The sequence below is a fragment of the Microbacterium petrolearium genome, assembly GCF_054782875.1.
The window spans coordinates 43,232-57,223 of sequence record NZ_BAAGRQ010000002.1; the positions used below are offsets into that span (position 1 = coordinate 43,232).

13 protein-coding genes are annotated in these 13,992 nt (G+C 72.3%); 8 read left to right on the plus strand and 5 right to left on the minus strand.

From position 1 onward, the window contains the following. Position 1 precedes the first annotated feature (1 nt). Genes ACYVJ0_RS02120 through ACYVJ0_RS02135 form a run of 4 tightly spaced genes read left to right on the plus strand, consistent with a single transcriptional unit; the run spans position 2 to position 4,404 of the window. Positions 2 to 1,048, plus strand: a complete 1,047-nt coding sequence (locus ACYVJ0_RS02120) for a carbohydrate ABC transporter permease (RefSeq protein ID WP_460815689.1) — start codon at positions 2 to 4, stop codon at positions 1,046 to 1,048. After that, the gene (locus ACYVJ0_RS02125) at positions 1,045 to 1,953 is read left to right on the plus strand and encodes a carbohydrate ABC transporter permease (protein WP_449853830.1); all 909 of its coding nucleotides are present in this window, start codon (positions 1,045 to 1,047) and stop codon (positions 1,951 to 1,953) included. Before ACYVJ0_RS02120 ends, ACYVJ0_RS02125 begins: the two co-directional genes overlap by 4 nt. Positions 1,954 to 1,955: 2 nt before the next feature. Then, positions 1,956 to 3,383: a GH1 family beta-glucosidase gene (locus ACYVJ0_RS02130; RefSeq protein WP_460815691.1), complete on the plus strand. Its 1,428-nt coding sequence runs from the start codon at positions 1,956 to 1,958 to the stop codon at positions 3,381 to 3,383. Between the two features lie 7 nt (positions 3,384 to 3,390). Then, positions 3,391 to 4,404, plus strand: a complete 1,014-nt coding sequence (locus ACYVJ0_RS02135) for a LacI family DNA-binding transcriptional regulator (protein ID WP_449853828.1) — start codon at positions 3,391 to 3,393, stop codon at positions 4,402 to 4,404. 8 nt (positions 4,405 to 4,412) lie between these two features. Here ACYVJ0_RS02135 and ACYVJ0_RS02140 read toward each other — a convergent pair whose 3' ends face one another. Continuing rightward, positions 4,413 to 5,432, minus strand: a complete 1,020-nt coding sequence (locus ACYVJ0_RS02140; RefSeq protein WP_460815693.1) for a DUF4190 domain-containing protein — start codon at positions 5,430 to 5,432, stop codon at positions 4,413 to 4,415. Between the two features lie 96 nt (positions 5,433 to 5,528). After that, complete coding sequence (locus ACYVJ0_RS02145; RefSeq protein WP_460815695.1) at positions 5,529 to 6,881, minus strand: uracil-xanthine permease family protein; 1,353 nt, start codon at positions 6,879 to 6,881, stop codon at positions 5,529 to 5,531. Between the two features lie 199 nt (positions 6,882 to 7,080). Between ACYVJ0_RS02145 and ACYVJ0_RS02150 the strand changes: the two genes are divergently transcribed. Together ACYVJ0_RS02150 and ACYVJ0_RS02155 are read left to right on the plus strand one after the other, a co-directional pair. Continuing rightward, positions 7,081 to 9,051, plus strand: a complete 1,971-nt coding sequence (locus ACYVJ0_RS02150) for a BCCT family transporter (protein ID WP_460815696.1) — start codon at positions 7,081 to 7,083, stop codon at positions 9,049 to 9,051. 183 nt (positions 9,052 to 9,234) lie between these two features. Further along, a complete protein-coding gene (locus tag ACYVJ0_RS02155) occupies positions 9,235 to 9,543 on the plus strand; it encodes a response regulator transcription factor (RefSeq protein ID WP_460815698.1) in 309 nt (102 codons plus the stop codon). Positions 9,544 to 9,549: 6 nt separating this feature from the next. On the opposite strand, the gene ACYVJ0_RS02160 is transcribed toward ACYVJ0_RS02155, so the two are convergent. Continuing rightward, positions 9,550 to 10,431 carry a phosphoribosylaminoimidazolesuccinocarboxamide synthase gene (locus ACYVJ0_RS02160; RefSeq protein WP_460815699.1) on the minus strand — a complete coding sequence of 294 codons (882 nt, stop codon included), beginning with the start codon at positions 10,429 to 10,431 and terminating at the stop codon, positions 9,550 to 9,552. A 75-nt stretch (positions 10,432 to 10,506) separates the two neighbouring features. Further along, positions 10,507 to 11,211, minus strand: coding sequence for a DUF4352 domain-containing protein (locus tag ACYVJ0_RS02165; protein ID WP_460815701.1), 705 nt, complete (start codon positions 11,209 to 11,211; stop codon positions 10,507 to 10,509). A 214-nt stretch (positions 11,212 to 11,425) separates the two neighbouring features. Between ACYVJ0_RS02165 and ACYVJ0_RS02170 the strand changes: the two genes are divergently transcribed. Together ACYVJ0_RS02170 and ACYVJ0_RS02175 are read left to right on the plus strand one after the other, a co-directional pair. After that, entirely contained in the window at positions 11,426 to 12,682 is a 1,257-nt protein-coding gene (locus ACYVJ0_RS02170; RefSeq protein WP_460815703.1) for a sensor histidine kinase, read from the plus strand. Positions 12,683 to 12,713: 31 nt separating this feature from the next. Beyond that, positions 12,714 to 13,397, plus strand: a complete 684-nt coding sequence (locus ACYVJ0_RS02175) for a response regulator (protein ID WP_460815705.1) — start codon at positions 12,714 to 12,716, stop codon at positions 13,395 to 13,397. 8 nt (positions 13,398 to 13,405) lie between these two features. Here the strand turns inward: ACYVJ0_RS02175 and ACYVJ0_RS02180 are convergent, their stop codons facing one another. Next, positions 13,406 to 13,969, minus strand: coding sequence for a hypothetical protein (locus tag ACYVJ0_RS02180; protein ID WP_460815707.1), 564 nt, complete (start codon positions 13,967 to 13,969; stop codon positions 13,406 to 13,408). Positions 13,970 to 13,992 lie beyond the last annotated feature (23 nt).

Sequence of the window (13,992 nt, forward strand, 5' to 3'; positions counted from 1 at the left end):
CATGACCGCCACCATCGCGGAACGCGACGTGGCGCCCGGGGCTCCTGGCCCCGGGCGCCCCGTCCGCGTCCTCTCCTTCTCGCAGCGGCTGAGCCGGTGGGACGTCAAGCTCTCGCCGTACCTCTACATCTCGCCGTTCTTCATCGTCTTCGCCGTCGTCGGGCTCTTCCCGATCCTGTACACGGCCGTGATCTCGTTCATGGACTGGGATCAGATCCGCCGCTCGGGCGAGTGGGTCGCCTTCGACCAGTACGCCTGGATCCTGCAGCAGCCCAAGTTCTGGGTGGCGCTGGGCAACACGTTCAGCATCTTCCTGCTCTCGAGCGTGCCGCAGCTGATCCTCGCCACATTCATCGCGGCCATGCTCGACCGGCACATCCGGGCGCGCACGTTCTGGCGCATGAGCGCGCTGCTGCCGTACGTCGTGGCGCCCGTGGCCGTGGGCCTCATCTTCAACGCGCTGTTCGCCGACAACTCCGGGCAGATCAACGCGTGGCTCGGGTTCTTCGGGATCGGCCCGATCCCGTGGCACGTCGAGCCGTTCTGGAGCCACGTCGCGATCGCGACCATGGTCAACTACCGCTGGACCGGCTACAACGCGCTCATCCTGCTCGCCGCGATGCAGGCCATCCCGCGGGACTACTACGAGGCGGCGACGGTGGACGGCGCGGGTGCCTTCCGGCAGTTCTGGAGCGTCACGCTGCCCTCGCTGCGGCCCACGCTCATCTTCGTCATCATCACCTCGACGATCGGCGGCCTGCAGATCTTCGACGAGCCGCGCATGTTCGACCAGTTCGGTCGCGGCGGTGCCGCCTCGCAGTGGCTGACGATCACGCTCTACCTCTACGACATCGGCTGGGGCGAGTGGAACTTCGGACGGGCCTCGGCGATGGCGTGGATCCTGTTCCTCATCATCCTGGCCATCGGGCTGGTGAACCTGCTCATCACGAGGGCGCTCGTGCGCGACGAGGGCGGCAGAGGCCCCGTGCTCACGAGAGCCGAACGGCGCGCCCAGCGGCGCGCGCAGCGAAAGGAGGCGACGCGATGACCGCGCAGCAGATCGCGGGCGGCGACGCGACCGTCGCCGTCATCACGCCGCTCGGCAAGCGCGGCCGCACCGTGCGGATCCGCGGATCCCGCCCCGGGTTCTGGGTCTACGCGGGCCTGGCCGTCGTGCTCGTCGCCAGCGTGTTCCCGCTGTACTTCTCGTTCCTCATCGGATCGGGCGACGCGTCGACGCTGCGCGACCCGAACCGGTCGTGGATCCCCGGCGGCAACTTCTTCGCCAACGCCGCGGCGGTGATGAACGACTCGGCGGTCAACTTCTGGCTCGCCCTGTGGAACAGCGTGTGGAGCTCGACCGTCATCGCCGTGAGCGTGGTGGTGTTCTCGACGCTGGCCGGCTGGGCCTTCGCCAAGCTGCGCTTCCGCGGCGGCCCCGCGCTGCTCGCGTTCGTCGTGGCGACCATGGCGGTGCCGCAACAGCTCGGCGTCGTGCCGCTGTACGTGCTCTTCAGCGAGATCGGCTGGACGGGGCAGATCGGCGCGATCATCGTGCCGGCCCTCACGAGCGCGTTCGGCGTGTTCTGGATGACGCAGTACCTGCGCCAGTCGGTGCCCGACGAGCTGATCGAGGCGGCGCGCGTGGACGGCGCGTCCATGATCCGCACGTTCTGGACCGTGGGCGTGACGGCCGCGCGGCCGGCCGCGGCGATGCTGTTCCTGTTCACCTTCGTGACCGCGTGGAACAACTTCTTCTGGCCGTTCATCGTGCTCGACCGCCAGAACCCGACCCTGCCGGTGGCGCTGTCGCTGCTGCAGTCGAACTACTTCGTGGACTATTCGATCGTGCTCGCCGGCGTGGTGCTCGCCACGCTGCCGCTCCTGCTGCTGTTCCTGGTGGCCGGACGGCAGCTGGTCAGCGGCATCATGGCGGGCGCCGTGAAGGGATGATGATGCGCTCTTTCCCCGAGGACTTCCTCTTCGGTGCCGCCACGGCGGCGTACCAGGTCGAGGGGGCGGCGTTCGAGGACGGCCGCACCGCCTCGATCTGGGACGCCTTCAGCCGGGAGCCGGGGGCGGTGATCAACGCCGACAACGGAGACGTGGCGTGCGATCACTACCACCGCTACCGCGACGACGTGGCGCTCATGAAGGAGCTGGGGCTGCAGACCTACCGCTTCTCGACGTCGTGGGCGCGCGTGCGCCCCGACGGCGGCGCGGTCAATCGGGCCGGCGTCGACTTCTACAGCCGTCTCGTCGACGAGCTGCTGGAGGCCGGCATCCGCCCCTGGCCGACCCTGTACCACTGGGACCTGCCGCAGGCGCTCGAGGAGCGCGGCGGCTGGACCGCGCGCGACACGGTCGACCGCTTCGCCGAGTTCGCCGTCACGATGCACGAGGCCCTGGGCGACCGCGTCGACACGTGGACCACGCTCAACGAGCCGTGGTGCTCGTCGTTCCTGTCGTACACGGCCGGCGCGCACGCGCCGGGACGCCAGAGCGTGCGCGACGGGGTGCTGGCCTCGCACCACCTGCTGCTCGCCCACGGGCGGGCGGCCGCCGAGCTGCGCGGGCGAGATGCGGACGTGCAGGTGGGCATCACGCTGAACCTCACGGTCGCCGACGCGGCGGACCCCTCGGATCCCGCCGACGTCGACGCCGCGCGTCGCATCGACGGCCAGTTCAACCGCTGGTTCCTCGACACGCTGCGCCTCGGCGCATACCCGGCCGACATCGTCGAGGACATCCGGGCGGTCGACGCCGACGCGATCGCGGAGTTCGAGCGGGCGGTGCAGCCGGGCGACCTCGAGACGATCTCGGGGCCGCTGGACTTCCTCGGCGTGAACTACTACCACGGCGAGCTCGTGTCGGGCAGCCCCGCGCCCGTGCCGCCGCCCGCGGGCGAGGCGCCGACGGACCGCGTCACCGGCTCGCCCTTCCCGTCGCACGAGGGCATCCACTGGCACGACCGCGGACTGCGGCGCACGAACATGGGCTGGGAGGTGCAGCCCGAGGGGCTCACGCGCCTGCTCGAGCGCGTCGCGGGCGACCTGCCCGGCACGCCGCTGTACGTCACGGAGAACGGGGCGTCTTACGACGACGTCGTGGTGGACGGCGCGGTCGACGACCCCGAGCGCACGGAGTTCGTACGGGCGCATGTGTCGGCGGTGCTCGACGCCATCGAGCGCGGGGTGGACGTGCGCGGCTACTTCTACTGGTCGCTGTTCGACAACTACGAGTGGGCGTGGGGCTACGCCAAGCGCTTCGGCATCGTGCACGTCGACTACGACACGCAGCAGCGCATCGTGAAGCGCAGCGGCCGGGAGTACGCGCGGATCATCGCGGCACGCGCCGTCGATATGCCCGCGCGGGCATACTGAGAGAGGAATGACTCTACGGCCGGATGTCGATGCCGTCACGATCGAGCAGGTCGCGGCGCGCGCCGGCGTGTCCCGGTCCACGGTCTCGAGGGTGCTCGGCGGCGGCTCGCGCGTGAGCGCCGACGCCCTCGAGGCCGTGCGCCGGGCGATCTCCGAGCTGAACTACGTGCCCAACCGGGCCGCGCGCTCGCTCGCGTCGCGGCAGACCCACGCGATCGCGCTGGTGGTGCCGGAGGACACGACGCGGTTCTTCGGCGATCCGTTCTTCGCGGCCGTCGTGACCGGCATCAGCGAGCGGATGTCGCAGTCCGACCACGTGCTCAACCTGTTCATCGCCTCGGACGACCCCGGTGACAAGACGACGAGCTACCTGCGCGGCGGGAACGTCGACGGCGCGATCGTCGTGTCGCACCACACGAGCGACACGTACATCGAGCGCATCGCCGAGGCCGTGCCCGTGGTGTTCGGCGGTCGCCCCATCCGCGATCGCGACGAGTACTACTGGGTGGACGTCGACAACGTCGCGGGCGCGCGCATCGGGGTCGAGCACCTGATCCGGTCGGGCCACCGCCGCATCGGCACCGTGAGGGGGCCGCTCGACATGCCCGCGGCCGTCGACCGTCTCGACGGGTACCACGCCGCGCTGGCGGCGGCGGGGCTCGAGCCGGGCCCGGTCGTCGACGGCGCCTTCACGCTCGACGGCGGCGCGGCGGCGGCCCGCGAGCTGCTCGCGCGGGGGGAGCGGTTCGACGCTCTGTTCGTCGCGAGCGACCTCATGGCCCGCGGCGTCGTCTCGGCCCTGCGCGATGCCGGCCGCGGCGTGCCGGACGAGGTGGCGATCGTGGGCTTCGACGACTCGCCGCTCGCCACGAGCATCGTGCCGGCGCTCACGACCGTGCGGCAGCCGTCGCGGCTGCAGGGCTGGACGATGGTCGACGTGCTGCTCGCGCGCCTCGCCGGCCAGGCGCCGCCGCGCGTCACGATCCTCCCGACGGAGCTCGTGGAGCGCGACAGCGCCTGATCAGCGGCTCAGCGCCAGCGCCACGTGTCGAGGACCTGCTGGATCAGCTCGTCGCCGTTGTCGTAGGGCGTGACGATGGAGATGATGAACAGCTGCACCGGCTCGTCGCCGGCTTCGTAGGGCGCGGGCGCGTAGGCGGTGATGAACGCCTTCGTCTCGGTGAGCTCCGCGTCGCTCTCGAGGCGCGTGATGTCGGCGGGCACGCCGTCGAGCGTCGTCGGCTCGTGCAGGCTCTCGATCTCGCCCTGGGGCGCGAAGTACGACTCGGCGATGGCGTCGACGACGGCCTCGGGATCGGTGCCCGGCGCATAGCTCTCGGCCGTGCTCACCCGCACGGGCTCGACGCCGACCTGCCCATGGATCGCGCCGACCCCGGTGGGCGTCACGTTGCCGTCGGCGTCCGCCTCGCCCCACAACTCGAGCTTGCCGTAGCAGGCCGCGGTGTCGCCCGCCGAGATGTTGTTCGTGAAGTGGACGGGGCCCTCGTACTCCCAGCACGGGGTCTCGATCCGCTGCCCCGAGACGCGCGAGAACTCGGCCTCGTCGAACTCGGCCGCGTCGGACCCGTCCGACCCGTCGCCCTGCACCTGCTCGTCGCCCTGCTCGCCGACCCGGTCCGCCGCCTCGTAGGCGGCCGGCAGGACGAGGAGCGTGACGACGAGCACGACGACGCCGGTCAGGAACGCGATCGCCGAGAGGACGATGCCGGCGATCGACAGACCACGCCCGCGCGGGCGGCGCACGGCGATGATCGACAGGACGAGCCCGACGACCGCGAGTCCGAGACCCACGAAGGGCACGAGCCCGGACAGGAAGGCGATGATGCCGACGACCAGCGCGGCGATCGCGAGCCCGCCCGGGCCAGCGGGCGGCGGCGAGGCGGCGCCGTAGCCGGAGTACGGGTACGCGGGATGCGGGCCGGGGGCCGGCGGCGGCGGCCAGCCGGCGCCCTGGGGCGCCGGCGCGCCGGGCGGCGGAGGAGGAGGCGGGACGTCGCGGGGGTCGCCGTTCGCGTGGCCATCGGACATGGCGGCTCCTCCTCTGCCGGCGGCGTGCGCCGTCGCCTTGACAGTAGCGCGACCCCGGCCGCGTGTGGGGGACCCGCGCCCCCACACGCGCGGGCGTCAGTCCTTCTGCGGGTCGCCGCCGAGCTGTCCGACCGCGGGGATCGGGCCGCCGTCGTCCGCGCCGTTGCGCGTGGCGCGGGCGAGGAGGTTGCCGAGGTGGTAGATCGCGAACGCGGCGATCGTGCCGAGCGCGATGCCCTCGAGGCGGAAGTCGCCCCACTGCATCGTGTACTGCGCGATGGCGACGACGAGCGCCACGCCCGCCGTGTACTGGTTGACCGGCCGCGAGAAGTCCGAGCCGTTGTCGACCCAGATCTTCACGCCGATGATGCCGATCAGGCCGTACAGCGCCGTCGTCGCGCCGCCGAGCACCCCGGGCGGGATGGAGTTGAACAGCGCGCCGATCTTGGGCGAGAACGCGAGCAGGATCGCCGTGAGGCCCGCGATCCAGTACACGGCCGTCGAGTACACGCGCGTGGCGGCCATGACGCCGATGTTCTCGCCGTACGTGGTGGTGCCGGAGCCGCCGAACACGCCGGCGAGGGCCGTGGCGGCGCCGTCGCCGATGAGGGCGCGGCCCGTCTCGCGGTTGGCGCGCGGCGAGGTCATCGTGGCGACGCCGCGGACGTGCCCGACGTTCTCGGCCACGAGCACGAGCACCACGGGCAGGAACATCGGCAGCAGCGCCCACGTGCCGGGCGAGGCGAAGTCGGGGAACGCGAACTGCGGCGGGCCGAACCACGCGGCCTGGTCGATCACGTCGGCGGGGGTCATGCCGGCCTCGTTCGGCGTCGTGAAGTAGCCGGTCGCGGCCTCGTAGAGGTAGCCGACGAGCACGCCCACGAAGATCGAGATCCGGCCGAGGAAGCCCTTGAACAGCACGGAGAAGAGGATGATCGCCACGAGCGTGACGATGGCGCCGTCCGGTCCGCCCTGCACGCTGCCCCACGCGGCGGGCGCGAGGTTGAAGCCGATGAGCGCCACGATCGTGCCGGCCAGGACGGGCGGCATCGCCTTGTCGATCCAGCCCACGCCCACGACGTTCACGACGAAGCCGATGATCGCCAGCAGCACGCCCACCGACACGATGCCGGCGAGGGCCGATCCCATGCCGTTCGTAGCGATGGCGGCCTGCAGGGGCGCGATGAACGCGAACGAGGAGCCCAGGTAGCTGGGCAGGCGGTTGCGGGTGACGAGCAGGAACAGCAGCGTGCCGAGGCCGCTGAACAGCAGCGTCGTCGACACGGGGAAGCCGGTCAGCGTCGGCACGAGGAACGTGGCGCCGAACATCGCGACGACGTGCTGGAGGCCCATCGCGATCGTGGCGCCCCAGCCGAGGCGCTCGTCGGGGGCGACGACGGCGCCGGGCTTCACCGTGCGTCCGTCGCCGTGCAGGGACCAGAGAGGCATGAGGCTCCTTGTTGCAGGGGAGAACAAATCGATCCACGATACAGCCCGCGCCGTTTCGACCCGTTCCGGGCCGGTCGCCGAAAGGTCACGGCGAGGTAACGGTCGGCGGGGAGCCGGTGTGCATCGGGAGCGATGTCCGTACCGTGGCGCAGGGTGTCCCGAAGGGCACGTCCACCCGATCGATCAGCGAGCGGAGATCATGAGCGCCACATCGCGACCCGGGACGCCGGAGGAACCGCGCCCGAAGAAGCCCGTCACCAAGGTGCTGCGGGAGGTGACCCACCCTGCGCTGATTCCGGGAATCGGCGTCGAGGACACGGGAAAGACGTTCTCCACCAACTGGATCGTGTTGGGCTTGGCGGGGGCCCTCGTCCTCGTCGTGGTGATCTGGGGCTTCCTCGCGCCGCAGAGCATCGCCGACACCGGCAGCGCGTCGCTCGCGTGGGTGATGGAGAACTTCGGCTGGCTGTTCTCGGTGCTGGCCATCGCCACGATCGTCTTCATGCTGGTCGTCGGCTACGGGCGCACCGGCGGTGTGCGCCTCGGCGCCGACGACGAGGAGCCGGAGTTCTCGACCGTCTCGTGGATCGCCATGCTGTTCTCGGCCGGCATGGGCATCGGCCTGCTGTTCTGGGGGCCGGCGGAGCCGCTCGGCTACTTCCTGGACGTGCCGTACGGCTTCGACGCCGAGGCGGGCTCGCGCGACGCCATGCACGTAGCGCTCGCCCAGTCGATCCTGCACTGGGGTCCGATGGCCTGGGCCTTCTACGCGCTCGTCGGCGGCGCGATCGCCTACGCCGCGTACCGACGAGGCCGCCCGCCGCTCATCTCGGCGATCTTCGCCCCGATCTTCAAGGAGCGCACCGAGGGCTGGGCCGGCGCCATCATCGACGTCTTCGCGATCATCGTCACCCTCTTCGGCACGGCGGTGACGCTCGGCATGGGCGCGCTGCAGATCGCCAGCGGCGCCGAGTACGTCACCGGCATCGGCCCGCTGGGCAACATCGGGCTGATCGTGATCGTCACGGTGCTGACCGCCGCGTTCGTCGTGTCGGCCGTGTCGGGCATCAAGCGCGGCATCCGCGCGCTGTCGAACATCAACATGGTGATCGCGCTGATCATCGGCGTGATCATCTTCGTCGCCGGGCCCACGCTGTTCCTGCTCAACATCATCCCGTCGTCGGTGTCGGCGTTCCTCGCCGAGCTGTGGACCATGCTGATGCGCAACCCCGCGCAGGGCGAGGACGCCGCGGCCTTCGTGTCGGCGTGGACGAACTACTACTGGGCGTGGTGGGTCTCGTGGACGCCGTTCGTCGGCATGTTCATCGCCAAGATCTCGCGGGGCCGCACCCTGCGGGAGTTCGCGACCGTCGTGATCGTCGTGCCCGCGGCGGTGTGCATCGTGTGGTTCGGGATCATGGGCGGCACCACGATGTACTTCGAGGAGGCCGGTGCCGCGATCAGCGAGGCCGGCGCCCCCGAGGCGATCCTCTTCGCGGTCCTGAACGAGCTGCCCTTCGGGGTGGTGCTGTCGGTGCTCGCGATGATCTCGATCATCCTGTTCTTCGTCACCTCGGCCGACTCGGCGGCGATCGTCATGGGCTCGATGAGCCAACGCGGCAAGCCGGAGCCCTCGACCTGGGTGACGATCGTGTGGGGCCTCCTCCTGGGGGCCGCCGCACTCGCTCTGCTGCTGGCGGGCGGCGAGACCGCGCTGTCGGGGCTGCAGTCGATCATGGTGGTCACGGCGCTGCCGTTCGCGATCATCGTGATCGGCATCATGTTCGCCTGGGGGCGCGAGCTCACCACCGATCCCTACATCCTGCGGCGGCGCTTCGCGCGGGCGGCGATCGCGCAGGGCGTGCGCCTGGGGATCGAGGAGCACGGCGACGACTTCGTCTTCGGCGCCACAGAGGTCGCCCCGGAGCAGGGCGCCGGCGCGGGCATCGACACCGACGACCCGGCGTTGACGGAGTGGTACGAGACCGCCACCGAGCAGATCCCGATCGTGACCGCCGAGGACGTCACCCGCACGCTCGAGCCGGGCCGGATCCAGCCCAAGGGTCCCGGCGACCCGCGCCACACCGCCTCGGGCGATGCCTCGCTCACGGTCGGCGAGGACCGCCCCCGTCGCCGCCGCGAGCCGGACCCGGACGCCGGGCGCGACTGACGCGAGACAGCAACCGCGCGCCGAGACAGTGGCCTGACGCCGCTGTCTCGGCGCGCAACCGCTGTCTCGCGGCAGGTGTGGCCACATGGCCGAAGCGCGGGCGCGGCGCGGGGCGACACGATCGACGCATGACGCTCTCATCATCCGTTCCGGCCGCCCGCACCGCCGCCCGCCGCGTCGGCCGTGCGCGCCGCCGCCGACGGCGAGGCGCTCATCTCTCCCCGCATCACCACGCGGCTGCTCGCGGAGTTCGCGCGCCGCCCTGCGCCCGAGCCCGCCGAGCCGCTCACGCTCCGCGAGGAGGACGTGCTCGCGCTGCTCGCCGAGGGCCTGACGAACGTGGAGATCGGGGAGCGGCTGCACTTGTCCCGCGGCACGATCAAGACGCACATCGGCGGCATCCTCGCCAAGCTCGGGGTGCGCAACCGCATGGGGGCGGCGATGTGGGCGTACGAGTCGGGTCGGGTCGGCGGCGGGCCCGCCGCCGGGTGACGAGCGCTACGCGGTCATCCGCTCGAGGAGCTCGCGGTAGCGGGCGACGGTGCGCTCGATGACCTCGGCCGGCAGCTCGGGCGGCGTGCCCTGCTTGTCCCAGTGGGCGCTGAGCCAATCGCGCACGATCTGCTTGTCGAAGCTCGCCATGCGCTCCTGCGGCGTCGATCCGCCCTCCCAGGCGGCGCGATCCCAGTAGCGCGACGAGTCGCTCGTGAGCACCTCGTCGGCCAGCCGCAGCACGCCGCGCTCGTCCACGCCGAACTCGAACTTCGTGTCGGCGAGGATGAGGCCGCGCGCCTCGGCCGCGGCGGCGGCGCGCGCGTAGATCGACAGCGAGGCGTCGCGCAGCTGCGCGGCGCGCTCGGCGCCGACCAGCTCGACGGTCCGCTCGAACGAGATGTTCTCGTCGTGCTCGCCGAGCGGCGCCTTGTAGGCGGGGGTGTAGATCGGCTCGGGCAGGCGGTCGCCGTCCTGCAGGCCTGCCGGGAGCGGGATGCCGCACACCGTGCCCCGATCCCGATACTCGAGCCAGCCGGACCCGGTGAGGTAGCCGCGCACGACGCACTCGACGGGCAGCATCTCGAGCGAGCGGACGATCATCGCCCGGTCGGCGACCTCGGCCGGCGGCGCCTCGCCCGTCAGGTGGTTCGGCACGGGCTCGCCGCCGTCGGCGCCGGCCAACTGGTCGAACCACCACAGGCTCAGCGCCGTCAGGAGGGCGCCCTTGCCCGGGATGCCGGGGGAGAGCACGTGGTCGAACGCGCTCACGCGGTCGGACGCGACCACGAGCATGCGGTCGTCGCCGCCATCGGCGGGCCGGTACAGGTCGCGGACCTTCCCGGAGTACACGTGCGTCCAGCCGGGGATCTCGCGCGCCTCGCTCATCGCACCATTATCGCGGCCGGCGCCGAGACGCGCGGACGGGCCGGATCCGAGGGGATCCGGCCCGTGCGGCGCGGCTCACTGCAGGGCGAACACCGCCGGCTGGGCGAGGAAGCCGCCGTCGTACTCGAGCGTCGCGGGGGCGGCGTCGGCGGGGATGTCGAAGACGAGCACGCCCTGGAGCGTGTTGCCCGGGTTGATCTCCTCGTACAGGGAGTTGCCTTCGATGTAGAGCGCCGCCGCATCGTTGGCGCCGAACTCGCGTCCGTCGGCGTCGAGGACCTTCGCGTTGAAGGACGTGAAGCTCGTCGGGCTATCGCCGGTGTTCGCTGCCGTGAGGTGCACGAGCACGAACTGGCCCTGTGCCCGCTCTCCGAGCAACGTGCCGCCGATCTCCTCGCCGACCTGTGCGACGCCGGTCTCGACGCCCGTGACGGTCAGCTCGAGGTCACCGGTCGAGGCGGGAGTGCCGAGGGGCGTGGTCGCGGGCTCGTCGGCCGGTTCCTCGGCCGCCGGCTCGTCGGCGCTCGTCGCACCGTCGTCCACCGCCTCATCCGCGGCGGGTGCGCTCGCCGCGTCGGCGGGAGCGGTGTCCGAGGCATCGGAGCCGCCGCCCTTCGGCACGAAGATCGCGATCAGCACCACGGCCACGATGGCCCAGAACCACCAGCGATGCAGGAACGACTTCTTCTTCGCCCCCGGCTCGGGCGCGGTCTGTGCGGTGGCCGGGGCCTGCGGGGCGGGGCTCTGCGGGGCGGGCGGCGGCGTGCTGTCGAACGACATGGGGACTCCTCGGGTGCGTGCCGACGGATCGGCGGAAACGATGGGACCGCCTGGGCGGCGGGCTGCGGCGGCGGTGAACCGCGACCCCCTCAGCGTCGGCCCTCGTCCCTCCCCGGCGCTTCCTCCTTCCGGTCGGATCCGTCCGGACGATCGTCCGGAGCCCTCCGGACGGATGGATGAGGCGGGCGTCGGTGGTGGCCCATACCCTCGGAGCATGACGACGGCTGCGGGCTCCCGACCCGGCCGGTTCGCCCGGCTGCTCGACGGCGGCTGGTCGACCGGCCTGTTCGTGCTCGGCTGCCTGTGGGACATCTGCGCCGTCATGAACGTGCCGGGCGCGGCGGTGTTCCGCGCGGGCGTGCCGCGCGAGGTCTCGATCACCGACACGGGCACCCTCCTCGTGCTGGCCGCGATCATCGCGTGGGCGAGCGTGTTCGCGCGCGCCCGCCACCCGCAGCTCGTGCTCATCGCAGGCGGCGCGCTCATGATCCTCGGCGTCTCGTACGCCCTGGCGCTCGTCGGGGTGTTCCACGCCCTGCTGCGATGGCCGCGACGGTCCTCCCTGATCGGCGGGATCGCGGTGGCGGCGGTGGCGCTGTTCGTGCTGCGCGAGTCGCTGACCGAGTGGGGCGCCGCGCTGCCCTGGCTGTTCAGCGCCGACGGGGGTTCGCCGGGCGGTCCCGCCTGGGACATCGCGCGATGGGTCATCGCCGCCCTCGCGCTCTGCGCCGTGGGCGGGCTCGTCGTGCATCAGCGCACGCGCGCCGAGGCGGCGGCCAGCCGGGCGCGGGCGGCGCGCGAGCACGAGCGGGCCGACGCCCTCGGCGAGCAGCTGGCGCGGCAGGCCGAGCGGGAGCGGATCGCGCGCGACCTGCACGACGGCCTCGGGTACCGCCTCTCGACCGCCGCGCTCTCGGCGAGCGCCTTCGAGGCGCAGGTCGCCGCGGATCCGGCGATCGATCCGTCGCTCGCCGGCTGGGCACGCACCGTGCGGCAGCAGACGCACGCCGCGCTCGAGGACGTGCGCGGCGTCGTCGGCGGCCTGCGGTCCGAGCCGGCGGAGGCGCCGCCCGCGCCTCCCGCCTCGCTCCGGCTGATCGCCCCGCTGCTGACGGACCTGCGCGCGGGCGGCCGCCGCATCGACGCCTACGTGCTGATCGACGGCGCCGATCGGGTGGCCCCGGCGCTCGACGCCGCCGCGTACCGCATCGTGCAGGAGAGTCTCACCAACGCGCTGAAGCACGCGCCGGGGGAGCCGATCTCGCTCACGGTCGACGCCGCGCCGGACCGCGGCGTGCGCGTCCGGATCGAGAACCCGATGGCCGCACGCGGCGCCGGCGTGCCCAGCGGCGGTCAGGGGATCGTCGGCATCCGCGAGCGCGCCGCGTCGGCGGGCGGCTCGGCGTGGATCGGCCCCCACGAGGGGCGGTTCATCGTCGACGTCAGGCTGCCGTGGGCCGAGCGGGCCTGATCCTGTCGGCGGCGGCCGGTATCGTGGCCGCGTGCCCACCGACCATCCCGAGCGTCCCGTGCGCGTGCTGGTCGTGGACGACGACTACCTGGCGCGCACGGCCGTCACGCTGATCCTCGGTCCGCGGCCCGACATCGAAGTCGTCGGCGTCGCGGAGAACGGCCGGGAGGCGATCGAGCTGGCCCGCGCCCACCGTCCCGACGTCGTGCTGATGGACATCCAGATGCCCGCCATGGACGGCATCGAGTCGACGAGGGAGCTGCTGGCCCAGGTCGACACCGCGGTGGTCGCGATGACGAGCGTCGCGGGCACCGAGACCGTGCTGCGCATGCTCGAGGCCGGCGCCTACGGATACGTGCTGAAGGACACGGCGCCCGACGCCCTCGCCGACGCGGTGCTCACCGTCGCCCGCGGTGACGCGTTCCTCGCGCCCCGGCACACGCGCGAGCTGGTCCAGCGACTCGGCGCGGGCACGGGCGGCGAGGCGCGGCGCGACGCGGTGACGCGGTTCGCGCAGCTGACGGAGCGCGAGCGGGAGGCCGCGCGTCTCGTGGCGGCCGGGGCGAGCGACGAGCAGATCGCGCGGGCGATGCACGTCGCGCCGTCGACGGCGAAGTCGCACGTCCAGGCCGCCAGGCTCAAGCTGGGCGCGGCCAACCGCCCCCAGCTGGCCGTGCTCGTCGAGCGCGCCGGCGAGACACCGCCCGAGGCCTGACGCCTGCGTCAGTGGAAGGTGGCGCTGCCGCTGTAGCCGGTGGGCGCCTCGGGGGAGCGGCCGAGTCCGAGGCCCTCGGCCAGGCCGGACCGCGCACCGGCGCTGTCGAGGCGCCGCTCGACGAGGCGCGCGTTGTAGCGGTTCGGGTAGGCGTAGACCGCGAGCAGCGCGAGGGAGATCACGGCCCCGATCGCGAACGTGATCATCGTCGCGTGCGGCAGGGCGAACAGCAGCGCGATCGACACGAGCGCCGGCGCCGTCGCGAGCGCCATCCGCACGAACATCGTCGACTGGTACACGCTGGCCCCGGCCCCCGGTGCGACCTCGACGTGCGAGGCGGGCAGCGGCGGCACGCGCAGCCCGACGGTGACGATGCCGGCCCACGCGGCGACGCCGACGGCGACCGGCAGCGCGAGCCCGAGCACGTCCGGCATGCCCCAGGGGTCCTCGGCGGGCACCACGAATGCCATCACGACGCCCATCAGCGGGATCACCGCGAGGTACGTCGCCACGATCATCCGCATCATCCGCAGGCCCGCTCCCCCGGTCATCCCCGTCGTGCGGTCGGTCATGTCGTCCCCCTCCGTCGTGGCGG

Bases quoted from the DNA above. Each gene is read 5' to 3' on its own strand.
- ACYVJ0_RS02120 (WP_460815689.1), top strand. From the start codon at position 2: ATGACCGCCACCATCGCGGAACGCGACGTGGCGCCCGGGGCTCCTGGC.
- ACYVJ0_RS02125 (WP_449853830.1), top strand. From the start codon at position 1,045: ATGACCGCGCAGCAGATCGCGGGCGGCGACGCGACCGTCGCCGTCATC.
- ACYVJ0_RS02130 (WP_460815691.1), top strand. From the start codon at position 1,956: ATGCGCTCTTTCCCCGAGGACTTCCTCTTCGGTGCCGCCACGGCGGCG.
- ACYVJ0_RS02135 (WP_449853828.1), top strand. From the start codon at position 3,391: ATGACTCTACGGCCGGATGTCGATGCCGTCACGATCGAGCAGGTCGCG.
- ACYVJ0_RS02140 (WP_460815693.1), bottom strand. From the start codon at position 5,432: ATGTCCGATGGCCACGCGAACGGCGACCCCCGCGACGTCCCGCCTCCT.
- ACYVJ0_RS02145 (WP_460815695.1), bottom strand. From the start codon at position 6,881: ATGCCTCTCTGGTCCCTGCACGGCGACGGACGCACGGTGAAGCCCGGC.
- ACYVJ0_RS02150 (WP_460815696.1), top strand. From the start codon at position 7,081: ATGAGCGCCACATCGCGACCCGGGACGCCGGAGGAACCGCGCCCGAAG.
- ACYVJ0_RS02160 (WP_460815699.1), bottom strand. From the start codon at position 10,431: ATGAGCGAGGCGCGCGAGATCCCCGGCTGGACGCACGTGTACTCCGGG.
- ACYVJ0_RS02165 (WP_460815701.1), bottom strand. From the start codon at position 11,211: ATGTCGTTCGACAGCACGCCGCCGCCCGCCCCGCAGAGCCCCGCCCCG.
- ACYVJ0_RS02170 (WP_460815703.1), top strand. From the start codon at position 11,426: ATGACGACGGCTGCGGGCTCCCGACCCGGCCGGTTCGCCCGGCTGCTC.
- ACYVJ0_RS02180 (WP_460815707.1), bottom strand. From the start codon at position 13,969: ATGACCGACCGCACGACGGGGATGACCGGGGGAGCGGGCCTGCGGATG.